Consider the following 23,291-nt stretch of genomic DNA (forward strand, 5'->3'; position numbering starts at 1 on the left):
TCCTAGCGGCCGGCGGCCTTCGTATGCATGACGAAGCCGCTTTCGGCGGGTTCGATCAGCACGGTGACCTCGGCAAGGTCGGCGAGATCGGCGACATGGGTTCCGGCGCAATACATCTGCGCATCCTGGCCATCCAGGCTGCACTGCCACAGGCGGCGCGCATCGAGCGTCGAGGGAACCGGGGTCAGCGAGATCGCGCCCGGTGCCGAGAGCCAGCCCTTCAGCGTCTCGTTTGCTGCGGCGATGACGTCAGGCAGATCGGCGATGAAACGGTCGAGCTCGAAACCCTTCTTGCGCAGCGTCTTGCCCACCCGGTAAGTATCGACGGAGACATTCTCCGACAGCGACGCGCTGACGATCGCTTCCTTGTCGAGATCGGGGCTGCCGAGGCTATCGACGGCCGCACCGTCCTTGGTCCAGTAAGCCTTGGAAGCGCGGTTCAGCGCGAAGGCTGAGAGATGCGCGGCGGTATGCGCGACGCTGAGCTTGCGGCGGTAATCGGCATCGACTTCGATCGAGACGGTGGCGCCGATAGACGGCTTCGCGCCGCTGACGACATGCACGACGACGCTCTTCCATTCGTCGCCGGTGCGGCCGAGCGCGCGGGCATCTTCGCCGAGCACGAGCTCGCCGGTCTCGCTATTGGCCATGCCGGTCAGGGCATCGACAACAGGATGGCCGACACCATCGGCGCCGGTCATGGTGCCGCGGTCGGCCGGCTGGTCGGGCCAGCGGAAGCTCACCGGATGAACCGGCGTGCTGTCGCAGACGACGAGCGTGTTGCCGTCTTCTCCGGCGCCGGCAAACAGCACCGTGCCGCTGCCCTTCACCTCGCCGGCGGCGAAGGTGACCAGCGTGCTTTCCCGTAGATTTGTTTCAAAACGCATATGCTTTTCCCTAGAGACTATTCAGAGCCACTGCTTGAGCAGGGCAAGATCGACGTTGCCGCCGGAGACGACGCAGACCACCGGGCCCTTGCCGCGCACGCGGTCGCGATTGGCAAGCAGGCCGGCAAGAGCAGCCGCGCCGGCAGGCTCCGGCATCAGCTTGCAGCGCTGCATCAGGAGCTTCATCGCCTCGACGATCTGCTCGTCATTGACGAGGAGCACATCCTCGAAACGCTGGCGCACCAGCTCGAAGCATTTCACACCCGCGCTCGGAGCCGCAAGGCCGTCGGCGATGGTCTTGACGACGGGCAGGCGCACAGCGCTGCCGGTCTTCAGGCTTTCATACATGGCCGGCGCCCCCTCCGGCTCGACGCCGAATAGCGAGACGGCGCGGTCCTGCGCGATCGCCGCCTTGGCGAGACCTCCCGCCATGCCGCCCCCACCCATGCCGAGGAAGATCGTACCTACATCCGGCAAATCCTCGAAGATCTCGCAGCCGAGCGAGGCATGGCCGGTCATCAGCGCGTCGTCGTCATAGGAGGAGATATAGGTGAGGCCGCGCTCCTTGGCGGTATCGAGGCAGAACTGCGCCGCTTCCTGCGGCGTGCCGTGGAGGATGACCTCGGCGCCGTAATCCTTGGTCGCCTGAACCTTGGTCGGGTTGGCGGTCGCCGCCATGACGACGACGGTCTTCACGCCGAGTGCTGCGCCTGCATAGGCCAGCCCCTGCGCGGCGTTACCGGCGGAGAAGGTGATCGCACCGGCCGCGCGTTCGGCATCGGACAGCGACATCAGCGCCCAGATCATGCCGCGCGGCTTGTAGGAGCCGGTCTTCTGCAGCAGTTCGGCCTTCAGATAGACCTCCTCGCCGATCATCTTCGACAGGGTGGTGGAGCGCCAGAGCGGCGTGCGGTGGATGTGCGGCTGAACGGCGCTGCGGGCGCGTTCGATATCGGCGAGCAAGCTCATGATGATCCTTCTCCGTCCTGACTATGAAAAAGCGACGCTGGCGCCGAGTCCACGCTCGGCAGCGGCTGTGTAGAGAAAATGCGCGCAGACAAGATCCTCGGCCGGGATGCCGAGCGACTTGTAGATGGTGATCTCATCGTCCGTCCGGCGTCCGGTCTTGCTGCCGGTGAGGATTTCGCCGATCTCGGCCAGAATATGATCGTCACCGACGCGCCCTTCGCGCTTGGCAGCGAGAAACTCGCCGCCCTGCAGCAGGGTCGAAGGCTTGTAGTCGACGAAAAACCGGGCCTTCTCGACGGCATCGACATCTATCTCGCGGGCGGCGGCAACGCTCGAGCCGACGACATTGACATGCGCGCCGGGGCTGATCATCGAGCCGGCAAGGATCGGCTCGGCCGCACCCGTGACGGTGCAGATCAGGCTGGCACCCGCCACCGCTGTCTCTACCGTAGGCGCAATCTCGATGGCGCAATCGGCAAGCGTGCAGGCTTCCCGGGCGAAATGCGCGGCGCGCTCGGCCGAGCGGCCCCAGACGCGGACGCGCTTGAGCTTGCGGACGGCTGCCATGGCGCGCAGATGCTGCAGCGCCTGTTCGCCGTAGCCGAGGATCGCCAGATCATCGGCGTCTTCGCGGGCAAGAAGCCGGGTCGCCAGAGCGCTTGCGGCGGCCGTGCGGATCGCCGTGACTTCGCCGCCATGGACGATCGCGACGGGCGCGCCGCTTCCAGCCTCGAAGAGAGCGATGATGCCGCGATGCGACTGCAGGCCCTTGGCGCCATTCTCCGGATAGACGGCCGTCAGCTTGGCGCCGAAGCTCGCCGGAGTGTCCATGGCGCCGGGCATGAGGCCGAAACCGCGGCCCTGATCACCGGGCAGGCCGATGATCCAGCGCGGCGGCTGCAGTGTTTCGCCCTTGGCGGTTGCCTGCATGGCCTGTTCCATGAGGCCGATGCAGACGGGCATGGTCAGCAATTCGCGGACGACGGGCTGGTCGATGATGCGGAGGGTCATTCTGGGGTCATTTCGGCATTGGTGTTTCGTCATTGAGGCGGATGCGTTCGGCCACCTCGCGGAAGACCTGGCGCCCGCGGAACCAAACCATTTCGCGCCAGTCGTCGCGGTCGGGGCAATGGATATCGCGCCAGCGGCGGCGGGCGGTGCGCGCTTCGCCGGACAGGCGATCCGCATCGCGCCACAGCAGCGCATCATTGCGCTCCAGCCGGGCGCGCTGGCCATCGGCCAACCATTCGCCACCGAATTCCAGGCACATGGCGATCACGTCGGCATGCGGCAGCTGGCTTTCGCAATAGCCGTAGAAATGGCCGTGCTGGATGAATTCCTCATGGGCACGATCGCCGGCAAGCGGCGCCTCGATGGTCGGGCCGAACAGGATGTTCGCCTTGTCGAGCTGCGGTCCGCCCGGCATGTGCCAGAGCGGAATGCCATACCCGTAAGGACCGTAACCGGTGTGGATATCGATGACGGCGATGCGCTTCGCCTTGCCGCAATAGCGGGCGAAGATTTCGTCGATCGTCTTGCGGCTCCAGACCGGCGCGGCACCGCCATAGGAGGGTGCATCCGGGAAGGAATACTGGCCGCCCTGCAGCGTCATGCCGGCGGTCAGGCGGCCATGCTTCTCGCGATAGGCGGCAAGGGCCGCATCGGCGGCACTGCGGCTGCTGGCATCGTCTTCCGGGCACATGACGTGCTCGTAGAGTTCCGCATAGTCGGGATTGGCAGGCGGCTTGGCGAAGTCGACATAGTGCCGGTTGAGATCGACATTGTCTTCCTGCTGGCGGCGGTCCCAGGCCATGCCCCAGGGATTGATCGCATGGATATGCAGCATCGCGACATCGTCGGGCAGCGCCATGCCAGCACGAATCCAACCGATCTGGCAGGCCGATCCGGCCCAGCCCTCGACACCATGCGTGCCGGAGACCGAGACGACGAGATAGGGCGCGTCGGCGCGGCCGAAATAGGCGACGTCAGTGGCGAGCTCCTCGTCATCCGGCCCCTTCCCGGGATGCGGAAAGGCATCGAGCCTTGCGGCACCGGAGCAGGCCTCGCGGAACTTGTGGCGAGCCGAAGCAAAGTCGGCCGAGAAGTCACCCAGGAAACTGCGGTCGTCCATGGCTGCGCCTCCGCTCGTCATGCCAGCGCCCGCTCTGCCGTTGCCGCCAGAAGGCTTGCGCCGCGCACCAGGATATCGTCGTTGAAGTCGTAACCCGGCTGATGCAGGCCGGCGCCCTCGCCCGTCTCGCCGTTACCGATCCAGATATAGGCACCCGGCAGGTGCTGCAGGAAGACGCCGAAATCGTCGCCCGCCATGGTCGGCGGCAGGCTTTCGAGCTCGCTTTCGCCGAAGAGTTCGGCGGCAACGTCGCGGATCAGCTTGCCTTCCGCCCTTGTATTCACAACCGGCGGGCAGAGCCCGTCGTCGAACCGGATGCCGCCCTGCGCTCCGGCAATCGCGGCCGCGGAGCCGACGATCTCTTCGAGACGGCGCTGGATCAGCTTGAGCGTATCGAGGCTGAAGGCACGGAAGGTGCCGGTCAGCACCGTCTTCGTCGGAATGATGTTCTGGGCGATACCGCCCTGGAAGGAGCCGATCGTCACGACCGATGCGCTCAGGGGATCGATCGCGCGCGCCGCGATCTGCTGGACACCGGTGACGAAATGGCCACCAGCCAAAATCGGGTCGCCTGTCAGATGCGGCATCGCCGCATGGCCGCCGCGCGCCGTGAAGGTGACCTCGAATTCGCCGGTTCCGGCCATCACAGGTCCATCATGGACGACGACGGCACCAGCCCGAAGGCCTGGCCAGTTGTGAAGGCCGAAGATGCGTTCTGCCGGAAAGCGGGCGAGAAGCCCGTCGTCGATCATCATCTGCGCGCCGCCATAGCGCTCCTCGGCGGGCTGGAAGAACAGGTAGACGGTGCCGCGGAACTGACGGGTGCGGGCGAGATGCGTCGCAGCGCCGATCAGGATCGCCGTGTGGCCGTCATGGCCGCAGGCATGCATCTTGCCGGTCGTCGTTGAGGCATAGGGCAGACCGCTCTGCTCATGGATCGCCAGCGCATCCATATCGGCGCGCAGCGCCACGGATGGCCCGGGCGCCGAACCATGGATGACACCGACGACGCTATGGCCGCCGATGCCGGTATGAACCTCGATGCCTAGCTCGCGAAGGCGATCGGCGACGAAGGCCGCCGTCCATTCTTCCTCCAGCGACAGCTCCGGATGCCTATGCATCTCGTGGCGCATCGCCTTCAGGCTAGGAAAGGCATCAACAATCAACTCAAGCACGGCACTCACTCCCGAAAACCATGGCCTGCATGCGTGACATCACGCGTCTCCCGCAATCACTGCCGAGGCGATCGCCACGTCCTGCACGGCAAGACCGGTGAGCGAGGCAATCGTCACCTGGTCGGCGCCGGAGCGCGCCTTGGCATCGCCCGCAATGATCTGGCCGAGTTCGCTGACGCGGCCGATATCCACGGTACCGGCATCGAGCGCACCCTTCAGATCGCCGCGAAGCGATCCCTGGACGCGGCTGTCGACGACGACCATGTCGGCCGCCGAAAACACATCGGCATGCAGCTCGCGCTTCTCCGGCGTGTCGGCGCCCATTGCGGTGATATGCGTGCCCTTGCGGATCATCGCGCCGTGCAAGTGCGGGACGATGCTCGGTGTCGTCGTGACGATGATCCGGCAGCGCTCGGCCACTTCCTCGACACTTCCGGCAACGGTCACCGAATAGCCGTCCTGCCGCATTTTTTCGGCATAGGCTTCGGCGCCTTCCTTGCGGCGGCCCCAGACCAGCACATTCTTGCAGGGGCGGACCGTCTGCAGGAATTTCACCTGCAGTTCCGCCTGCATGCCGGTGCCGATGACGCCGATCGTTTCGACCTCAGCGGGCGCCAGATATTTAGCCGCGACCGCACCGGCGGCTGCCGTGCGGATATCCGTCAGGTGACCGCGATCGTCGAGAATGGCGGCAAGCGCCCCGGTCTGGCGCTCGAAGGCGAGCATCAGGCCGTTGCTGCTCGGCAGGCCATGGCGCGGGTTTTCATAGAAGCCCGAGGCGATCTTGACGACATAGAATTCGCCGCCGCCGATATAGCCATACTTGATGTGCACATCGCCGGGCGGATTATCGAAGATCAGCTCGCCCGGAGCCGGAACGATCGCATCACCCGCCGAGAAGGCGCGGAACGCCTCCTCGACACAGACGACCGGATTGATCGCCGTCAGGCGGCTGCGGATTTCTTCAGGCGAAAAAAGACGGGCGGAGGAGGTCAAATGACGCTCCTCAGGACATCGCGGCTGACATTGGCGCCGCAGATGACCGCGACCGAACGGCCACGGGTCCACTCGGGAGCGACCTTGCAGAGACCGGCCAGCGCCACACCGGCCGCGCCTTCGAGCAGCATATGATGGCCGTCGATGAAGGTGCGCATCGCTTCGGCGATCTCTTCTTCCGAAACATCGACCCAATGGTCGACGAGATCACGGCAGAAGGGGAAGGTGATCGTGTCGGATTCCAGACCGCCGGCGGTGCCGTCGGACAGCGTATCGTCGGAGGGCAGATCGAGAACCGAACCGGCCTCGACCGACCGCGCCATGACGCAGGAATTCGCGGGCGAGCAGCCGATGATGCGGGTCTTCGGCGAGACTGCCTTCATATAGGCGGCAATGCCGCCGATCAGGCCACCGCCGCCGACGGAGACGAAAAGATTGTCGATCGGCTGACCGGCGCTCTGGCGCATCAGCTCGACGCCGATCGTGCCCTGGCCGCGCATGACCTCATAGTCGTTGTACGGCGGAACGTAGAGGCAGCCATGCTCCTTGGCATAGGCGCGGGCATGGATTTCCGTGTCGATACTGTCATCGCCGTAGAAGGCGACTTCGGCGCCGAGCTTGCGGATGTTGGCAACCTTCGACGGCGAGGCGCCCTCGGGAACGAAGACCAGGCCATTGCCGCCGATGACGCGCAGCGCGTAAGCGACGGCCGCACCGTGATTGCCGGAGGAAGCGGTGACCACCTTGGTCTTTGCCGCCTCGTCGCCCATGGCGAGGATCTTGTTCAGCGCGCCGCGCAGCTTGAAGGATCCGGTGTGCTGCAGGTTTTCGAGTTTCAGCAGAACTTCCTGGCCGATCTTGTCCGAGAAAGTCGGCGATGCCTCCAGCAGCGTTTCGCGTGCGTAAGGGCGGATGCGGCGTTCTGCCGCTTCGATGGTCTCAGAAATGCTCACATAAAACTCCATTCTTGAATGCTGACGGGCGATCGTCTCAGCGGGCCGAAGACTAGACAAAAAATCCATGGGGAGACACTGCGTCTGCATCCTCAACCTCTGCTCGAGAAAAGGCGGTTCCGCGACGTCAGATGCTATGAAATCCAGCCTTAAGTAGCGATTTCGCAGCTAACGGCACGCAATCCACTTCCTCCCTGAACACTTCCTATACCCGGACGAGATTTGAGACAATATGTCTTGTTTGACAAAATGTCTTACAGGGCGTAACCGTTAAGCATGAAGGAAGTTCTGAAGCCATACGTTCCCGTTTGCCAGGCGATTGCGACGCTGCTGCAGCCGCATGCCGAAGTCGTGCTGCACGACCTCGCGACCGGCAACATCGCCTTTATCGCCAACGCCTTTTCCAAGCGCCGGCCCGGGGACTCCTCGATGACCGATGTGGAAGTGGCGATCTCGATCGACTCCTCCGTCATCGGCCCCTATCGCAAGACCAATTGGGACCGCCGCCAGCTGCGCTCGGTCACCGCGGTGCTGCGCGACCACGCCAACCGGCCGGTCGGCTTGCTCTGCATCAACCTCGACATTTCGGTGTTCGAGGGTGCGGTCGAGTTCATCCGCAACCTCATCCAGTTCTCGCCGCCCTCCGAACCGCCGGAAGCGCTGTTCAAGAGCGACTGGAAAGAGGTCGTCAGCGCCACGATCGACGCCTATCTGCGCGAGCGGCATCTGACGGAAGCCGGCCTCAGCAAGGACGATCTCAGCGAGCTCGTCTCCATTCTCGACAATCAGGGACTGTTCTCGATCCGCAATGCCACCCCGTACATCGCCGAGGTGCTGAGGATGTCGAGAGCGACGCTCTACAAGCATCTCAAGGATCTGAGAGACAAGAAGAGCGGCAGGAATTCTCCGGGAGCCAAGGCGCTCCAGGAGGAAATTTGAGGCTATCCGGCGCCCCCGCCGGCCGGCCTTTGGCAACCACCTCATAAAGATAAAGGGAACTGAGACATGAATAGAACTATCGCTGCGGCCGCTTTCGCCGCACTCGGCCTGCTCGGCCTTTCGGCATCCTCCGCCTTCGCTCAGGAAAAGCTGACCATCGCCACCGAAGGCGCCTACCCGCCCTTCAACTTCAAGCAGGCCGACGGCACGCTCGCCGGCTTCGACGTCGATATCGCCAAGGCGCTCTGCGACAACATGAAGGTCGAGTGCAAGATCGTCGCCCAGGATTGGGACGGCATCATTCCGGGCCTGCTCGCCCATCACTACGACGCGATCGTCGCTTCGATGTCGATCACCGAAGAGCGCAAGAAGAAGATCGCCTTCACCGACCCCTATTACCACACGGCCGGTGCGCTCGCGGTTCTGAAGTCCGCTCCCCTCGCAGGCAACACGCCTGACGACCTGAAGGGCAAGACGCTCGGCGTCCAGTCCTCCTCGACCTTCTCGACGCTGATCGAAGACAAGTACAAGGATGCCGACGTGCGCCAGTACGGCACCGTCGACGAAGCCCTGCTCGACCTCGTCGCCGGCCGCGTCGATGCCGTCATGGCCGACAAGATCACGCTGACCGAGTGGTTCAAGAAGTCGGGCAACGACTGCTGCCAGCTCGCCGGCAACGACATCAAGGACTCGCACTATCTCGGCGACGGCGTCGGTATCGGCATCCGCCAGGCCGAACCGGACCTGCAGGCCAAGCTGAACAAGGCGCTCGCCAATATCGTTGCCGACGGCACCTACAAGACGATCAACGCGAAGTACTTCCCCTTCTCGATCTACTAAGCCGTCGCGCCCGGAGACGAAGAGGCCATGGAAACCCTTGGATTTGGCGCGAATGGCTGGGGCGGCCAGCTCCTCGCCGGCACATTGCTGACGATCGAGCTGGCACTGACCACCCTGCCGTTCGGCTTTGCCCTCGGGCTTGGCCTTGCCCTGATGAAGAACGCCCGCAGCAAGCTGCTGCGGGCAATCGGCGAAGGCTTCACGACAGCCTTCCGCGGCCTGCCCGAACTGCTGACGCTGCTGCTCATCTATTACGGTTCGTCGATCGCCATCCGCACCATCGGCGAATGGATGGGCTATAGCGTCAATCTCGAACTCAGCCCGTTCATCGCCGGTGTCATCGCGCTCGGCGCGGTCTTTGCCGCCTATTCCAGCGAAGTGCTGCTCGGCGCACTGCGCGGTATCGACCGCGGCCAGATCGAAGCCGGTCTCAGCCTCGGCCTGAAACCTTTTCCGCTGTTTCTCAAGGTGATCTTCCCGCAGCTGCTGCGCCCGGCCCTGCCCGGTCTCGGCAACTGCTGGCTGGCGCTGCTGAAGGAAACGTCGCTGGTCTCGGTGATCGCGCTCGACGACATCCTGCGCCAGGCCTATCTGGCTTCGGGCCAGACCAAGCAGCCCTTTCTGTTCTATGCCGCCGCCTGCACGATATATCTGCTGCTGACGATGCTCTCGAGCACGGTGCTGATTGCGCTCGAACGCTATGCCAACCGTGGCTGGGGGCATGCGCGATGATCGATCTCGACGTTTTCCAGCAATATGGCGGACGCCTGTTTTCCGGCCTGCTCGTCACCATCGAGCTGACGGTCATTTCCATCACGCTCGGCGCCGTCCTCGCCGCGCTGCTGACCTGGGCCAGGTTGTCCGGCCCGAAGGCGGTGCGGGCTGCGGCCTTCGCCTATTCCTATGCGGTGCGCGGCACGCCGCTGCTCGCCCAGGTCTTCCTGGTCTATTACGGTTCCGGACAATTCCGGCCCGAACTGCAGGCGCTCGGCCTCTGGCAGCTGTTCCGCGAGCCGCAGTTCTGCGTGCTTCTGACCTTCAGCCTCAACACCGCCGCCTACCAGTCGGAAATCTTCCGCGGCGCGGTGCTCGCCGTTCCGCGCGGGCAGATGGAAGCGGCCAAGGCGCTGGCGCTGAGGCCATTCCTGGCGACCTTCCTCGTCGTCGTGCCACAAGCGATCCGCCACGGCCTGCGCGGCTTCGGCAACGAAGTTGTGCTTGTGCTGAAAGGCAGTGCCGTCGCCAGCGTCGTCACCGTCTATGACCTGCTCGGCGCCACGCGCTTTGCCTTCCAGCGCACCTATGATTTCCAGCTCTATATTGCGGCGGCGATCGTCTACATCATCATCGTCGAGCTGCTGCGCCGCGGCTGGAATCACCTGGAAGCTCGCTTCCGGCTGAAGGCTGCCCGCTAGTCCAGCCGGCCTCTGATCGACCTCGACGCGGGCGGCAAGCAGGCCGCCCGGCGCATGATGCTCCCCGTCCGCTAGGGCTTTGCTGCGGCTATGTTACCGGCCGATGTGCAATCGTGAAGGAACGGGCTTGTCCACAGCTGCGTTTTCCAAACGGTAGAAATCGCGTGCCCGGCATGCGATTGACTGATGCGGAATCGCTGACGAGGACATGATGGCTTTCGATTTCGGCATGCTTCCGATTGCTCTTGCTGCAGCAATCGTCGCACCCGCCGCCGCTCCGCAGGAGACGGCGCCGGCGATGCTGCCATTCGGCATATCGCAGGACATGCGCCCCTCAACGCTCGGCTGCGAGGCGATCGATGGCGGCGGTAGCAGCACGAGCGACGCGACCGGACAATATGTCTGCAAGGGCGCGCCGGAGGCGAGCGACCTCTTCAGCGAATATATCCTCGCCTATGTGAAGGGCACCGGGATCTGCAACATCTCGGCGGTCTCCTCCTATATCGCCGAAGACAGCGACGGAAAGAAAACCCGCGCGCTGTTCGGCAAGGCCTATGCGCTGATGAGCCAGCAGCTCGGCAAACCCGACGAAACGGTCGATCACGCCACCAGCAACGAATTCCGCGACAACCGGCAGTTCGAAGAGGCGATCATCAGCGAAGACCGGCAGATCTTCGACCAGTGGAACGACCTCTCGCTGCGCTTCGGCAACGCCGAGTCCGCCAGCCTTACGATATCGGGCAGCGACGAGCTCGGCCTCGCCGTCTACGGCATCTTCCGCTTTGCCGGCAATGACGACTGCCTGCGCAAGATGGAACTGGCGACCGGCCGCTCCGCCGGCGAATAATCCTTCCTCACTGGTGAACGGCCGCGAGCGCGATGCCGTCGGCAACCTCCTGGCAACGGTCCGTCAGGTTGGCGGTCGCAACGCGCAGGTGGCTGCTCGGCAGGACCGAGAACTTCGCGCCCGGATGAACCGCGATGCCGCGGGCGGCGAGCGTCACCAGAGCAAACGGCTCCGAGGAAACCGGCACCCATGCACATAATCCGCCCCCATGGGCCGCCTCGACCCCGCGCTCGCCAAGCGCATTGATCAGGTCGGCGCGGCGCTTGATGTAGATGTCGCGCGCCCGCTCCAGCGTTTCGCCGGTTGCGGGATCGCGAAGCAGCCAGGCGGCCGCGGATTGCAGGATGCGGCTGGTCCAGCCGGCGCTGAAGGCGCGGTAGGACTGGATCTGCTCGATCATCGCCCGAGAGCCGGAGAGCACCGCGAGCCGGAGATCCGGGCCATGGGTCTTCGAGAAGGACAGGATGTGGATGACGCGATCCGGATAGAGCGAGCCCAGCGAATGGCGCGGCGCCGACGAAATATCGGCAACGCCGTCGTCCTCGACGATCAGCGTATCGCTATCTTTCAGGATCGCCGCCAGTGCCTCCATCCGCTCGGCGCTGACACTCTGGCCTGTGACGGAATGGATGCGAGGCTGGAAGATGAAGGCTGCCGGGCGCAGCCGCATCGCCGCTTCCAGTGACGCCGGAACCGGCCCCTCGCCATCGCATTGGACCGGCAGGATGCGTACGCCGCGGTCTTCCAGGATGTCGAGCAGTCGCATGCCTGTGGGAACCTCGATTGCCACCGAGGCCCCCGGCGTCACCAAGGCATGGATCAGCGTATAGACGGCATTGTAGCCGCCATTGGTCGCGAGAAAGGCTTCCGGCTCGTAGGGCCATGAACGCCTGACCGCCTCTTCTAGCTCCGGCAGGATGCGGCTGCGCTCGTAACTGTTCAGGTTCTCGGCCGAGGCGCCATAGGCCATGGCTTCGGCAAGCTTCGGCAGCAGGCGGACATCGGGCACGGCCGCCGTGAGGTCCAGCACGCCCTCACCATAATCGCCGACGCTTGCCAGGCGTTCCGGCTTGGCAATGAAGCGGTCGCCGCTGACCCAGGTGCCGTTGCGGCCGCGGCCGCTGATGATTTTCTGCCGCCGCAGTTCGCTCCAGGCCCCGGAGATCGTCGCGGGGCTGATCCCGAGCGCGAAGGCGAGATCGCGGATCGCCGGCAATTTGGTGCCGACAGGCAGCGCGCCGGCCCGGATCAAGGCACTGGTTTCAATCGCGATTCCGCGAATCGTACGATCGTTCAATTTTTCAGCAAACCAGTTTGCGTCCCGTATTTCGCTCATTTTCGCGCCATTTTTTAATGTTCAATAACGTAATAACATTTGATCAATGTATTTTGAACATTTATCGATCATGAACACAAGCTTTTTAAGAGTAGATGCACATGCCCCTGACCTTACGCCTCGCCCTTCGTGACTGGGACTACATGACGCCGCTGGTTCTCGGTGACGTCTCCTCGCCAAAGCTCGACATCAAGGTCGATCGCGTCGGCACGCTGCTTTCACATGTCGGCAAGAGCGACAGCTATGACGCCGCCGAAATGTCCTTCAGCCGCTACACGCAGCTGCGCATCGACGGCGACGAGAGCGTCGTCGGCATTCCGAACTTCATCATGCGCGGCTTCCGCCATCGCTGCATCGTCACGACCAAGGACAGCGAGCTGCGCGAACTCGGCGATCTCGCGGGCAAGCGCATCGGCGTCACCGGCTGGCGCGACTCCGGCAATACCTGGACGCGCGCCGCCGTGCGCCGCGAAGGCGTCGGCGTCGAGGATGCCATGTGGTATGCGGGACGCCTGACCGAGGCGCATCCGATCGTCGACCGCCTCGACGGCTTCGGCCGCGCTGGGCGCATCGAAGCCGCTCCCGGCGAGCGCCCGATGGTCGATCTGCTCAAGGAAGGCGCGCTCGACGCGATCTTCACCCCCTTCATGCCCGACGGCTATTTCGCCAGCGGCTCGCCCTTCCGCCAGCTTCTTTCGGACTTCCGTGGCGCCGAGCGTCGCTATTTCGACGAGGTGGGCTATGTACCCGGTATGCACCTGATCGGCATCAAGTCGGAGATCGCCGCCGAGCATCCCTGGGTGATCGAAGAGCTCAGCCGCCTGATCGATGAATCGCAGCGCATGTGGCTCTCCAAGCGGCGCAAATATGCCGAGACGACGCCCTTCATGTTCGACGAGCTTCTGAAATGCGCCGCCGAACTGCCCGAAGGCTGGGATGCGAGCGGCTTTGCGCCCAACCGCAAGATGATCGCCGATTTCGCCGGAGAGCTTCATGCCCAGGGCATCCTGCCGCGGCTGATGACGCCGGAAGAACTCTTTCCACTCGACATTGACGGCAGACCGGTAGCTGCCGCCGCCTGACACCCGAGAATATCAAATCAAAAAGGGGAATGACCATGCAATTGAAGAAAATGACCACTCTTGCGCTCGCCGGCGTCATGCTCTCCGGAGCGGCCCTGGCGCAGGATCTGCCGAAGCTTTCGGTCAACGAGGAGCTGAAGGCGAAGCTGCCAGAGGCGATCCGCACGGCTGGCAAGATGATCTCCGTCAATAACGGCTCCTTCCCTCCCTATGAAATCGTCACCGGCACCGAGATGACCGGCGCCAGCGCCGATCTGACCGACGCGCTCGGCCAGATCCTCGGCGTCACGATCGAGCATGAAACGGTCGGCGGCCTTCCCGCCCTCCTTGCTGGCGTCAATTCTGGCCGCTACCAGTTCGCCTTCGGCCCCGTCGGCGATTTCAAGAGCCGCGAAGAGGCCAACGACTTCGTCGACTGGGTTCAGGAATTCGTCGTCTTCGCCGTTCAGAAGGGCAATCCGAAGGCGATCACCTCGCTCGACAGTGCCTGTGGCAACCGCATTGCTGTCATGGCCGGCGGCTCGGCCGAAAAGGTCATCCAGGTCCAGGCCGAGAAGTGCAAGACCGACGGCAAGGACCCGATCGAAGTACAGTCCTTCACCGACCAGCCGAGCTCGATCCTGGCGGTCCGCTCCAAGCGTTCGGACGCCTTCTTCTCCTCCCAGGCACCGCTCACCTATTTCGTATCGCAGGCCAATGGCCAGCTGGAACTCACGGGTGTCGGCCAGAAGAACGGCTTCGAAGCGCTCTATCAGGGCGCCGTCGTTCCCAAGGGTTCCCCGCTCGGCCCCGTTCTGCGTGACGCGGTCAAGGTTCTGATCGATAATGGCACCTATGCGGCCATCATGAAGAAGTGGGGCCTCGAGAACAACATGATCAAGGAGCCGGGCATCAACCTCGGCGGGACGTTGCCGAAATGAGCACTGATATCAAGAACACCGCATCGCCACCCGGCGATGCGGCAGCTCGGGATGTGGCGCATGCCCACAAGCCCTTCCCCACCGGCCGCGTGGCGGCCTGGGTCATCGTCCTGGCAATTGCCGCCTACTTTGCCTGGTCGATCGCCGGAAACGAAAATTTCGGCTGGCCCGTCGTCGCCCAGTATTTCTTCGATCCGGTCGTCATCAGCGGTCTCTATGTGTCGCTTGGCCTGACCGTAGTGGCGATGATCATCGGCGTCATCCTCGGCCTGCTGCTTGCCATCGCCCGCCTGTCGAAGGACGGCCTTGCCAACTCTCTCGCATCGCTCTTCATCTGGTTCTTCCGCGGCACGCCGCTTCTGGTGCAGCTGATCTTCTGGTACAACCTCTCGACCCTCTTCCCGACGCTGTCGATCGGCATCCCGTTCTTCGGGCCGACCTTCGTCAGCTGGGACACGAATTCCGTCATCAGTCCGATGACCGCCGCGATCGCCGGTCTCGCCCTCAATGAAGCAGCCTATATGGCCGAGATCATCCGCGGCGGCCTGCTTTCGGTCGACAAGGGCCAGTTCGAGACTGCCGAAGCCTTCGGCATGACCCGGGCAAGGGCGCTGCGCCGCATCATCATTCCGCAGGCGATGCGCTCGATCGTTCCGCCGACCGGCAACCAGCTGATCAGCATGATCAAGGCGACCTCGCTTGTCAGCGTCATCGCCATGGCCGACCTGCTCTATTCGGTCCAGTCGATCTACAACCGCACCTTCGAAGTCATCCCGATGCTGCTCGTCGCCGTCATATGGTACCTGCTCATCACCTCGGTCCTGAATGTCGGCCAGAGCTACATCGAGCGCTACTATAGCCGTGGCGACCGCCGCACCGGCGCCCCCAGGGCCGCGAAGGATGCCGCCGTGCCGGCACCGGCTCTTGCTGCCGCACAGGAGGTGAGCCAATGAACGCGATCGCGACCATCGAGCCGCTCGTGCGCGCCAGAAACGTCCACAAGTCCTTCGACCAGCTCGAAGTGCTGAAGGGTATCGACCTCGACGTCGCTCCCGGCGAAGTCGTCGTCATCCTGGGGCCGTCGGGCTCCGGCAAGTCGACCTTCCTGCGCTGTATCAACCGCCTTGAGACCATCAATCAGGGATCGATCGAGGTGGATGGCGAGCAGATCGGCTACAGCTTCCGCAAGGGCAAGCTGGTGCAGCTTTCCAATCATGCCGTCGCGCTCCAGCGCCGGAAGATCGGCATGGTGTTCCAGCAGTTCAATCTCTACCCGCATATGACGGCGCTGCAGAACATCGTTGAGGCACCGGTCGGCATCCACGGCGAAAGCCGCAAGGAAGCGACCGAGAATGCCAAGCGCCTGCTGGAACGCGTCGGTCTCTCGACCAAGGCGGACAACTATCCGCGCCAACTCTCCGGCGGCCAGCAGCAGCGCGTCGCCATCGCCCGGGCGCTCGCCATCAAGCCGAAGCTGATGCTCTTCGACGAGCCGACCTCGGCGCTCGACCCGGAACTGGTCGGCGAAGTGCTCGCCACCATGCGCGACCTCGCCAATCAGGGCCTGACGATGATCGTCGTCACCCACGAGATCGGCTTTGCCCGCGAAGCGGCCGACCGCGTCGTGTTCATGGATGGCGGCAAGGTCGTCGAACAGGGCAAGCCCGAAGATGTGCTCGGCAATCCGCAGCACCCCCGCACCCGAAGCTTCCTGTCGCGCTTTATCTGAGCGCGGCAATTCTCCTCCCGAAATGATGCGCGCCGCTTGCCGCCCTGGCGGCAGCGGCCGCACTCCCGCAAGACCGGAACGGCCATGACCCTCAAGAACGATTTCGCCAGCCTCTCGGATCTCGAACCGATGAAGGCGGAGCTGACGGCGACCCGCCGCCACCTTCACGCCAATCCCGAACTCTCCTTCGAAGAAGCCGAAACCGCACGCCTCGTCGCCGAAAAGCTCGAGGCCTGGGGCTATGACGTGACGCGCAATGTCGGCGGCCACGGTGTCGTCGCCCGCATGATGGCAGGCAGCGGCAAGAAGAGCATCGCCATCCGCGCCGACATGGACGCGCTGCCGATCGCCGAGCAGACCGGCCTCGATTATGCCAGCAAGGTTTCCGGCAAGATGCATGCCTGCGGCCACGACGGCCATACGACCATTCTTCTCGGCGCCGCCGAATATCTGGCCCGTACCCGCCGCTTCAACGGCACGGTGACGCTGATCTTCCAGCCGGCAGAGGAAGCGGGTGCCGTCAGCGGCGCTCCGGCAATGATCGCCGACGGCCTGTTCGAACGCTTTCCCTTCGACGTCATCTACGGTCTGCATAATCATCCGGGCGCGCCCGAGGGCACGTTCCTGATGCGCGCCGGCCCGCTGATGGCAGCCGCCGATACCGCCGAGATCACCATCACCGGCAAGGGTGGCCATGCCTCACGCCCGCACCTGACGATCGACCCCGTCGTCGTCGCCTGCCACCTCGTCGTCGCGCTGCAGACCATCGTCTCGCGCAGCGTCGACCCGACCCAGACGGCTGTCGTCACCGTCGGCGCGATCCATAGCGGCGAGGTTTCGAACGTCATTCCTGAAAGCGCCAAGCTGCTGATCACCGTCCGGTCCTTCGATCCGAAGACCCGCGAACTTCTGGAAGCCCGCGTCCGCAAGCTGACGGAGTCCGTCGTCGACGGCTTCGGCGCCACGGTGGAGATCGACTATGTCCACGGCCACCCTGTCGTCGTCAATTCCGAGGCGGAGACGGAATTTGCCTGGAAGGTTGCCGAAGAGCTCGTCGGCGCCGACAAGGTCACGACCTGCGCCCTGATCCCCGGGAGCGAGGACTTCTCGCACTTCCTCGAACACAAGCCCGGCGCCTTCCTGCGCCTCGGCAACGGCGTCAACTCGGCCATCCTGCACAGCGCCAAATACGACTTTGCCGATGAAAGCCTGGTGGCGGGTGCTGCCATGTGGGCGCGATTGACCGAGCGCTATCTCGACGAATAGGCTTCAAGGGCGCCGCCCCGTCTCTGAAGTGGGGCAGCCAACTGGTTCCAGGGAACGAAACCAGTTTCATGACGCCGGCGGCAGCCGTTTTCATCGGCTGCCTGCTTTGCTTGCGCGGATATGCCCAGAAACGCGCTTATCCCGTATATTATGAAAATTAATTTCATCAATGCGCTTTCAGGCCCGTTTTCGGTTGACGGCTTCTGATTTTTGTCCCAACTTGAAGAAAATAAATTACGAAATTGGGAACGTCATCGGGATGAAAGTGGGAATCATAGGGCTGGGATTCCGGCTCGGCTACCTCGGCCATGTCTTTACGGCTATCGACAGCAGCTTCGAAATCGTCGGCTATGTCGATCCGGAGCCGGCGGGTCTTCCGGGGCTGACGGAAAAGGGCATTTCGGTCGGCAAGGCCTATGGCACGCCGCAGGAACTGCTGGCCTCCGAAAAGCTCGATCTCCTGATGATCGGCTCTCCCAACCACATGCATCTCGACCATATCCGCCTCGGCCTCGAATCCGGCTTGAAGGTCTTCTGCGAAAAGCCGATCGTCACGACGATCGCCGAGAGCATCGAGCTCGCTCATCTGATGGCGAAATTCGGCCATGAGCGGCTGATGGTCGGCCTCGTGCTGCGCTACTCGCCGCTCTACAAGGACCTGCGCGCCATCCAGGCCGAAGGCAAGCTCGGCCAGATCGTCTCGATCGAGGCATCCGAGCATATCGAGCCCTATCACGGCGCCTTCTTCATGCGCGACTGGCGCCGCTACGAGCGCTATTCCGGCAGCTTCATGCTGGAAAAGTGCTGCCATGACCTCGATCTCTACAATGGCGTCGTCGGCGCACGTCCCGAGCGCGTCGCGAGCTTCGGCGGCCGCAAGAGCTTCATTCCCGCCAACGACCCGGCCCGCGAAGGCATCAACGATCTCGAACTCTTCCATCGCAAGCCGAGCGGCTGGATGGGCTCCGACAAGGTGTTCGACAGCGACGCCGATATCATCGACTACCAGGTGGCAATCGTCGAATATGCCAATGGCGTCGGCATGAACTTCCATACGAACCTGAACGTCCCCGACCAGTTCCGCCGTTTCGCGATCATGGGATCGCGCGGCATGGCCGAAGGCGACTTTGTCCGCGGTTATCTCGATGTCCACGAGCAGCTGACCGGCAAGAAGGTCGTCGAGACGAAATATGCCGCAACCGAGCTCTCCCAGCATTACGGCGCCGACGAGCAGATGGCAGCCGATATCCTGGAGAGCGTGCGCACCGGGTCCGAGCTTCCGGTCTCGACGCTCAATGCTCTGGAGGCCGGCATCCTGGCACTTGCCATGGATGAGGCCCGCATTAAGAAGGCCGTCATCGACCTTCGTCCCGTCTGGGACAGGTTCGACGAGGCGCTACACGCCAGAGCGGCTTGAGGGAGGCGGCAAGATGAGTGCTCAGAAAAGTGCCGTCATCTTCGCCTGGATCCTTCTCCTTCCGGCAGTCCTCTACGTCCTGGCAATCGTTGCCTATCCGCTGGTCGACACGTTCATCCTGTCGTTCACGGACGCATCGCTGCGTAAGGTCACGAACTGGGTCGGCTGGGTCAATTACGAGAAGATCTTCAATTCCACCTTCGCGGAAGTCATTCTGCGCACCTTCATCTGGACGTTCTTTTCGGTCGCCCTGAAGATGATCATCGGCACGTTCGGCGCCGTCATGCTGAATGCCGCCGTGCCCGGCCGCTCGCTGTTCCGGCTGCTGACCATGCCGCCATGGATCGTGCCGATGGCGATCGGCATCTTCATGTGGGGCTGGATGTATAACGGCCAGTTCGGGATGATCTCTGGCCTGCTGCAGCGCTTCGGCCTGGTCGATGGCCCGGTCGCCTTCCTCGCCTATGGCAGCACCGCCTTCTGGGCGACGATCGTGACCGACGTCTGGATCGGCGTGCCGCTGGTGACGATCTACTTCCTCGCCGCCATCCAGTCGATCCCGAAGGATCTCTATGAGGCCGCATGGACCGACGGCGCCGGCCGCATGTACCGCTTCCGCCGCATCACGCTGCCGCTGATGGTTCCCGCCATCATCACCATGTCGATGCTATCGCTGATCGCGACCTTCAATTCCTTCGACATCATCTGGATCCTGACGCAGGGCGGTCCGAGCGGTGAAACGACGACGATGATCATCGACACCTATCAGACGGCAATCGGCTCGAAGAAATACGGTGAAGGTGCAGCCCGCGCCGTGCTGATCTGCATCTTCCTGTCGCTCTTCTGCTTCGCCTATTTCCGCGTCACCCGCCGCCTTAACCCGGAGAAGCGCGCATGAGCAGCCGTCCCATGATCGATCGCTACAGCTGGTGGGAAATCATCCTCATCTATTGCGGCATCGCGATGTTTCTCTTCTTCGTGCTGTCGCCTTTCGTCGAAGGCTTCCTGGTATCCTTGAAGCCGCTCAGCCAGCTCTTCTCCTCGCCATACCGCTTCTGGCCGGAGAACGGCTCGTTCGAGGCCTACAGGACGATGTGGATCAGCGTGCCGGGCTTCGGGCGCTATATCTTTAACTCCTTCTTCATCTCGATCATCGTGACCGTCATCGTGCTCTGCCTGGTCATCCCGGCATCCTATGCCTTCGCGAAGTTCGAATTCCGCGGCATGGGCATCCTGCTCGGCGCCTTCCTGACGGTGAACATGTTCTCCGGCGCCGTGCTGCTCATTCCGCTTTTCCGCCTGATGCGCACGATGGGCGTGCTCAACACCTATTTCGCCATGATCGTGCCGGGTGTCGCCTTCCTGATCCCGTCGGCGATCTGGCTTCTGCGCACCTACATGATCCGCATTCCCCAGGAACTCAACGAAGCGGCTTATATGGATGGCGCCAGCCATTTCTACACGCTCCGCCGCGTCATTCTGCCCATTGCGATGCCGGGGATTATCGTCGTCGCGATTACCACCTTCATCGGCGCCTATGCCCAGCAGTTCATCTTCGCGCTGACCTTCAACTCGAAGACTGAATACATGCCCCTGCCGGTGGGACTCTTCGCTTACTTCGGAAAGCAGGAGGTCATCTGGAACGAACTGATGGCGGCCTCCTTCGTCGGCATCGCGCCGGCGATGGTCGTCATCTTCTTCCTTCAGCGCTACCTTGTCGGCGGCCTGACCGCCGGTGCGGTGAAACAATAAGACAAGAAAAGAGTGAACAGCTAACAACGAGAATGGGAGTCACGACGTGAACACTACCATCAAGACAGGCCTAATGGCGCTCGCCTTGCTCGGTTCGACGGCACTGACCGCGGTCACTGCCCAGGCAGCCGACAAGGAAATCAGCTGGATCTATTGCGGCGACACGATCGACCCGATCCACACCAAATACATCAAGGAATGGGAATCCAAGAACGAAGGCTGGAAGGTCGCGCCCGAAGTTGTCGGCTGGGCGCAGTGCCAGGACAAGGCTACGACGCTGGCAGCCGCCGGCACGCCCGTCGCCATGGCCTATGTCGGCTCGCGCACGCTGAAGGAATTCGCGCAGAACGACCTGATCGTTCCGGTTCCGATGAGTGACGACGAGAAGAAGGGTTACTACCCGCACATCGTCGACACCGTCACCTTCGACGGCAACCAGTGGGGCGTTCCGATCGCCTTCTCGACCAAGGCCCTCTATTGGAACAAGGATCTCTTCAAGCAGGCCGGTCTCGACCCCGAGAAGCCGCCGAAGACCTGGGGCGAAGAAATCGAGATGGCAAAGACCATCAAGGAAAAGACCGGCGTTCCGGGCTTCGGTCTCTCGGCCAAGACCTTCGACAACACGATGCACCAGTTCATGCATTGGGTTTATACGAATAACGGCGCCGTCACCGATGCCGAGGGCAAGGTGACCCTCGACAGCCCGCAGATCCTCGCGGCCCTGAAGGCCTACAAGGATATCGCCGCTTATGCCGAAGAAGGCCCGACGGCATACGAACAGAACGAAGTTCGCGCCATCTTCCTCGACGGCAAGGTCGCGATGATCCAGGCCGGCTCCGGCGCCGCCTACCGCCTGAAGGACACCAAGATCAACTGGGGCGTCGCGACGCTGCCGCTTGGTCCGGATGCCAAGGGCGCCGGCACGCTGCTGATCACCGACAGCCTTGCGATCTTCAAGGGCTCGGGCGTCGAAGAAAAGGCGACCGAATTCGCCAAGTACATCACCTCTCCCGATATCCAGGGCGAATACGAACTGCAGGGCGGCGCTGGCCTCACCCCGCTGCGTCCGTCCAAGAAGGTCGACGAGTTCGTTGCCAAGGATCCCTTCTGGAAGCCGTTCATCGAGGGTATCGATTACGGTGGTCCGGAGCCGCTCTTCACCGATTACAAGGGCTTCCAGAACTCGATGATCGAGATGGTCCAGTCCGTCGTCACCGGCAAGGCAGAACCGGAAGCCGCCCTCAAGAAGGCTGCCGGCGAAATCGAAGCCTTCAAGTAAGCCTCGAAACGAGGATCGCGGTCATCCGGCCGCGATCCTCACCGACCAACTTCATGCGCGTTCAAGGCCGGGACCGGAGACAGATTTTTGGGACAGCTTCAGCTCAATAAAGTTCAAAAATTCTATGGCGACTACGAAGTTCTGAAAGGCGTCGAGCTCGACGTGAAGAACGGCGAGTTCGTTGTCTTCGTCGGCCCGTCGGGCTGCGGCAAGTCCACGCTGCTGCGGATGATCGCCGGCCTCGATGCGACCACTAAGGGCGACATCGTCATCGACGGCGTGCGCGTCAACGATCTGCCGCCGGTCAAGCGCGGCATCGCCATGGTCTTCCAGTCCTACGCGCTCTATCCGCATATGAGCGTCTTCGAGAACATCGCCTTCCCGCTGCGCGTCGAGAAGATGGAGGAGGAGAAGCTCAAGGCCAAGGTGGAGAATGCCGCCCGCATCCTGCATCTCGAAACGCGGCTGCAGCAGAAGCCCGGCATGCTCTCGGGCGGCCAGCGCCAGCGCGTCGCGATCGGCCGCGCGATCGTCCGCGAACCGAAGATCTTCCTGTTCGACGAGCCGCTCTCGAACCTCGACGCGGCCCTGCGCGCCGACATGCGCATCGAGCTTGCCAAGCTGCACCGGCAGCTGAAGGCGACGATGATCTACGTCACCCACGACCAGGTGGAAGCCATGACCATGGCCGACCGCATCGTCGTGCTCGACGCCGGCAACATCTCGCAGACGGGCGCGCCGCTGGAGCTCTATCACAAGCCGGCAAACCAGTTCGTCGCCGGCTTCATCGGCAATCCGAAAATGAATTTCCTGCCGGTCACCTGCACCGCGGCCAGCGCCTCCGGCGTGACGATCGATTACCGCGGCCAGACGGCAACGCTACCGGTTGCTGTGCGTGACGGCATGGTCGGCAAGACGCTGACGCTCGGTGTCCGCCCGGAACATATCCAGCTGACCAACGGTGACATATCGCTCGCCGTCACCCCGAGCGTCATCGAGCGGCTCGGCGCCAACACCGTAGCCTATGCGGCACTCGGCGGCGAAACGGAGAACTTCTGCGCCATGCTCCCCGGCAGCGTCGGCATCCGCGCCGACCAGCCCGTCACCGTCGGCATCAACGCCGCCGACTGCCACCTCTTCGACGAGGAAGGCAAGGCCTTCGAGCGCCGGGTGGAACTCACCGAAATCGATATGAACCTGCTGTCGCCGGCAACGGCGTGAGGGCAAGCGAGCCAACCATATTGGCCGGCAACAACTTTGCGGCCACAGCCGTCAGCCTTGCGGCTCAGCCAGTACGATCCTCGCTGAAGCCAAGCGGAGCGCACCCGGGTTCGACGCCGAACAGCTCATGACGGCGG

General features: G+C 63.1%; 23 protein-coding genes. 15 read left to right on the forward strand and 8 right to left on the reverse strand.

The window, feature by feature from the left end; all coding sequences use genetic code 11:
• Positions 1 to 2: 2 nt before the first annotated feature.
• Genes ACODR6_RS04295 through ACODR6_RS04325 form a run of 7 tightly spaced genes read right to left on the reverse strand, consistent with a single transcriptional unit; the run spans position 3 to position 7,111 of the window.
• Entirely contained in the window at positions 3 to 887 is an 885-nt protein-coding gene (locus ACODR6_RS04295; protein WP_489021012.1) for an alanyl-tRNA editing protein, read from the reverse strand.
• 21 nt (positions 888 to 908) lie between these two features.
• Positions 909 to 1,856 carry a threonine ammonia-lyase gene (locus ACODR6_RS04300; RefSeq protein WP_489021014.1) on the reverse strand — a complete coding sequence of 316 codons (948 nt, stop codon included), beginning with the start codon at positions 1,854 to 1,856 and terminating at the stop codon, positions 909 to 911.
• A gap of 21 nt (positions 1,857 to 1,877) precedes the next feature.
• Positions 1,878 to 2,867 carry an ornithine cyclodeaminase family protein gene (locus tag ACODR6_RS04305; RefSeq protein ID WP_489021016.1) on the reverse strand — a complete coding sequence of 330 codons (990 nt, stop codon included), beginning with the start codon at positions 2,865 to 2,867 and terminating at the stop codon, positions 1,878 to 1,880.
• A gap of 7 nt (positions 2,868 to 2,874) precedes the next feature.
• Positions 2,875 to 3,987 (reverse strand): DUF2817 domain-containing protein, encoded by a 1,113-nt coding sequence (locus tag ACODR6_RS04310; RefSeq protein WP_489021018.1) that lies wholly within the window; start codon positions 3,985 to 3,987, stop codon positions 2,875 to 2,877.
• Between the two features lie 17 nt (positions 3,988 to 4,004).
• The gene (locus ACODR6_RS04315) at positions 4,005 to 5,162 is read right to left on the reverse strand and encodes a M20 metallopeptidase family protein (protein WP_489021020.1); all 1,158 of its coding nucleotides are present in this window, start codon (positions 5,160 to 5,162) and stop codon (positions 4,005 to 4,007) included.
• 39 nt (positions 5,163 to 5,201) lie between these two features.
• The gene (locus ACODR6_RS04320; protein ID WP_489021022.1) at positions 5,202 to 6,158 is read right to left on the reverse strand and encodes a Rossmann-fold NAD(P)-binding domain-containing protein; all 957 of its coding nucleotides are present in this window, start codon (positions 6,156 to 6,158) and stop codon (positions 5,202 to 5,204) included.
• The gene (locus ACODR6_RS04325) at positions 6,155 to 7,111 is read right to left on the reverse strand and encodes a threonine/serine dehydratase (RefSeq protein WP_199625626.1); all 957 of its coding nucleotides are present in this window, start codon (positions 7,109 to 7,111) and stop codon (positions 6,155 to 6,157) included. The genes ACODR6_RS04320 and ACODR6_RS04325 overlap by 4 nt, the downstream gene beginning before the upstream one ends.
• Positions 7,112 to 7,387: 276 nt before the next feature.
• Here ACODR6_RS04325 and ACODR6_RS04330 point away from each other — a divergent pair, with 276 nt between their 5' ends.
• The 5 genes from ACODR6_RS04330 to ACODR6_RS04350 all read left to right on the forward strand — a co-directional run bounded on the left by ACODR6_RS04330 (position 7,388) and on the right by ACODR6_RS04350 (position 11,152).
• Positions 7,388 to 8,050, forward strand: a complete 663-nt coding sequence (locus ACODR6_RS04330; RefSeq protein WP_199625627.1) for a helix-turn-helix transcriptional regulator — start codon at positions 7,388 to 7,390, stop codon at positions 8,048 to 8,050.
• 66 nt (positions 8,051 to 8,116) lie between these two features.
• Positions 8,117 to 8,890: a lysine/arginine/ornithine ABC transporter substrate-binding protein gene (locus ACODR6_RS04335; RefSeq protein ID WP_112714637.1), complete on the forward strand. Its 774-nt coding sequence runs from the start codon at positions 8,117 to 8,119 to the stop codon at positions 8,888 to 8,890.
• Between the two features lie 27 nt (positions 8,891 to 8,917).
• Positions 8,918 to 9,622 carry an ABC transporter permease gene (locus ACODR6_RS04340; protein WP_112714639.1) on the forward strand — a complete coding sequence of 235 codons (705 nt, stop codon included), beginning with the start codon at positions 8,918 to 8,920 and terminating at the stop codon, positions 9,620 to 9,622.
• Entirely contained in the window at positions 9,619 to 10,305 is a 687-nt protein-coding gene (locus tag ACODR6_RS04345; RefSeq protein WP_112714641.1) for an ABC transporter permease, read from the forward strand. The genes ACODR6_RS04340 and ACODR6_RS04345 overlap by 4 nt, the downstream gene beginning before the upstream one ends.
• Before the next feature lie 211 nt (positions 10,306 to 10,516).
• Positions 10,517 to 11,152 (forward strand): hypothetical protein, encoded by a 636-nt coding sequence (locus ACODR6_RS04350; RefSeq protein ID WP_203431171.1) that lies wholly within the window; start codon positions 10,517 to 10,519, stop codon positions 11,150 to 11,152.
• A gap of 7 nt (positions 11,153 to 11,159) precedes the next feature.
• Here ACODR6_RS04350 and ACODR6_RS04355 read toward each other — a convergent pair whose 3' ends face one another.
• Positions 11,160 to 12,488 (reverse strand): aminotransferase-like domain-containing protein, encoded by a 1,329-nt coding sequence (locus tag ACODR6_RS04355; protein ID WP_489021026.1) that lies wholly within the window; start codon positions 12,486 to 12,488, stop codon positions 11,160 to 11,162.
• Positions 12,489 to 12,589: 101 nt separating this feature from the next.
• Between ACODR6_RS04355 and ACODR6_RS04360 the strand changes: the two genes are divergently transcribed.
• The 10 genes from ACODR6_RS04360 to ACODR6_RS04405 all read left to right on the forward strand — a co-directional run bounded on the left by ACODR6_RS04360 (position 12,590) and on the right by ACODR6_RS04405 (position 23,154).
• Positions 12,590 to 13,570 carry a substrate-binding domain-containing protein gene (locus tag ACODR6_RS04360; protein ID WP_489021028.1) on the forward strand — a complete coding sequence of 327 codons (981 nt, stop codon included), beginning with the start codon at positions 12,590 to 12,592 and terminating at the stop codon, positions 13,568 to 13,570.
• A gap of 35 nt (positions 13,571 to 13,605) precedes the next feature.
• Positions 13,606 to 14,490 carry an ABC transporter substrate-binding protein gene (locus ACODR6_RS04365; RefSeq protein WP_203430265.1) on the forward strand — a complete coding sequence of 295 codons (885 nt, stop codon included), beginning with the start codon at positions 13,606 to 13,608 and terminating at the stop codon, positions 14,488 to 14,490.
• Positions 14,487 to 15,443, forward strand: a complete 957-nt coding sequence (locus ACODR6_RS04370; protein ID WP_203430266.1) for an amino acid ABC transporter permease — start codon at positions 14,487 to 14,489, stop codon at positions 15,441 to 15,443. The genes ACODR6_RS04365 and ACODR6_RS04370 overlap by 4 nt, the downstream gene beginning before the upstream one ends.
• Positions 15,440 to 16,219 (forward strand): amino acid ABC transporter ATP-binding protein, encoded by a 780-nt coding sequence (locus ACODR6_RS04375; RefSeq protein ID WP_489021031.1) that lies wholly within the window; start codon positions 15,440 to 15,442, stop codon positions 16,217 to 16,219. Before ACODR6_RS04370 ends, ACODR6_RS04375 begins: the two co-directional genes overlap by 4 nt.
• A gap of 84 nt (positions 16,220 to 16,303) precedes the next feature.
• Positions 16,304 to 17,485, forward strand: a complete 1,182-nt coding sequence (locus ACODR6_RS04380) for a M20 aminoacylase family protein (protein WP_489021033.1) — start codon at positions 16,304 to 16,306, stop codon at positions 17,483 to 17,485.
• Positions 17,486 to 17,744: 259 nt separating this feature from the next.
• Entirely contained in the window at positions 17,745 to 18,902 is a 1,158-nt protein-coding gene (locus ACODR6_RS04385) for a Gfo/Idh/MocA family protein (RefSeq protein WP_489021035.1), read from the forward strand.
• Positions 18,903 to 18,915: 13 nt separating this feature from the next.
• Positions 18,916 to 19,800, forward strand: a complete 885-nt coding sequence (locus ACODR6_RS04390; protein WP_112714657.1) for a carbohydrate ABC transporter permease — start codon at positions 18,916 to 18,918, stop codon at positions 19,798 to 19,800.
• The gene (locus tag ACODR6_RS04395; protein ID WP_199625638.1) at positions 19,797 to 20,654 is read left to right on the forward strand and encodes a carbohydrate ABC transporter permease; all 858 of its coding nucleotides are present in this window, start codon (positions 19,797 to 19,799) and stop codon (positions 20,652 to 20,654) included. Before ACODR6_RS04390 ends, ACODR6_RS04395 begins: the two co-directional genes overlap by 4 nt.
• A gap of 73 nt (positions 20,655 to 20,727) precedes the next feature.
• The gene (locus ACODR6_RS04400) at positions 20,728 to 21,933 is read left to right on the forward strand and encodes an ABC transporter substrate-binding protein (RefSeq protein WP_489021526.1); all 1,206 of its coding nucleotides are present in this window, start codon (positions 20,728 to 20,730) and stop codon (positions 21,931 to 21,933) included.
• Between the two features lie 87 nt (positions 21,934 to 22,020).
• Positions 22,021 to 23,154 carry an ABC transporter ATP-binding protein gene (locus tag ACODR6_RS04405; protein ID WP_489021038.1) on the forward strand — a complete coding sequence of 378 codons (1,134 nt, stop codon included), beginning with the start codon at positions 22,021 to 22,023 and terminating at the stop codon, positions 23,152 to 23,154.
• Positions 23,155 to 23,291 lie beyond the last annotated feature (137 nt).

The organism is Rhizobium sp. FG96, from assembly GCF_057808655.1.

Bases quoted from the DNA above. Each gene is read 5' to 3' on its own strand.
- ACODR6_RS04295 (WP_489021012.1), bottom strand. From the start codon at position 887: ATGCGTTTTGAAACAAATCTACGGGAAAGCACGCTGGTCACCTTCGCC.
- ACODR6_RS04300 (WP_489021014.1), bottom strand. From the start codon at position 1,856: ATGAGCTTGCTCGCCGATATCGAACGCGCCCGCAGCGCCGTTCAGCCG.
- ACODR6_RS04305 (WP_489021016.1), bottom strand. From the start codon at position 2,867: ATGACCCTCCGCATCATCGACCAGCCCGTCGTCCGCGAATTGCTGACC.
- ACODR6_RS04310 (WP_489021018.1), bottom strand. From the start codon at position 3,987: ATGGACGACCGCAGTTTCCTGGGTGACTTCTCGGCCGACTTTGCTTCG.
- ACODR6_RS04330 (WP_199625627.1), top strand. From the start codon at position 7,388: ATGAAGGAAGTTCTGAAGCCATACGTTCCCGTTTGCCAGGCGATTGCG.
- ACODR6_RS04335 (WP_112714637.1), top strand. From the start codon at position 8,117: ATGAATAGAACTATCGCTGCGGCCGCTTTCGCCGCACTCGGCCTGCTC.
- ACODR6_RS04340 (WP_112714639.1), top strand. From the start codon at position 8,918: ATGGAAACCCTTGGATTTGGCGCGAATGGCTGGGGCGGCCAGCTCCTC.
- ACODR6_RS04345 (WP_112714641.1), top strand. From the start codon at position 9,619: ATGATCGATCTCGACGTTTTCCAGCAATATGGCGGACGCCTGTTTTCC.
- ACODR6_RS04350 (WP_203431171.1), top strand. From the start codon at position 10,517: ATGGCTTTCGATTTCGGCATGCTTCCGATTGCTCTTGCTGCAGCAATC.
- ACODR6_RS04355 (WP_489021026.1), bottom strand. From the start codon at position 12,488: ATGAGCGAAATACGGGACGCAAACTGGTTTGCTGAAAAATTGAACGAT.
- ACODR6_RS04360 (WP_489021028.1), top strand. From the start codon at position 12,590: ATGCCCCTGACCTTACGCCTCGCCCTTCGTGACTGGGACTACATGACG.
- ACODR6_RS04365 (WP_203430265.1), top strand. From the start codon at position 13,606: ATGCAATTGAAGAAAATGACCACTCTTGCGCTCGCCGGCGTCATGCTC.
- ACODR6_RS04370 (WP_203430266.1), top strand. From the start codon at position 14,487: ATGAGCACTGATATCAAGAACACCGCATCGCCACCCGGCGATGCGGCA.
- ACODR6_RS04375 (WP_489021031.1), top strand. From the start codon at position 15,440: ATGAACGCGATCGCGACCATCGAGCCGCTCGTGCGCGCCAGAAACGTC.
- ACODR6_RS04380 (WP_489021033.1), top strand. From the start codon at position 16,304: ATGACCCTCAAGAACGATTTCGCCAGCCTCTCGGATCTCGAACCGATG.
- ACODR6_RS04385 (WP_489021035.1), top strand. From the start codon at position 17,745: ATGAAAGTGGGAATCATAGGGCTGGGATTCCGGCTCGGCTACCTCGGC.
- ACODR6_RS04390 (WP_112714657.1), top strand. From the start codon at position 18,916: ATGAGTGCTCAGAAAAGTGCCGTCATCTTCGCCTGGATCCTTCTCCTT.
- ACODR6_RS04395 (WP_199625638.1), top strand. From the start codon at position 19,797: ATGAGCAGCCGTCCCATGATCGATCGCTACAGCTGGTGGGAAATCATC.
- ACODR6_RS04400 (WP_489021526.1), top strand. From the start codon at position 20,728: ATGGCGCTCGCCTTGCTCGGTTCGACGGCACTGACCGCGGTCACTGCC.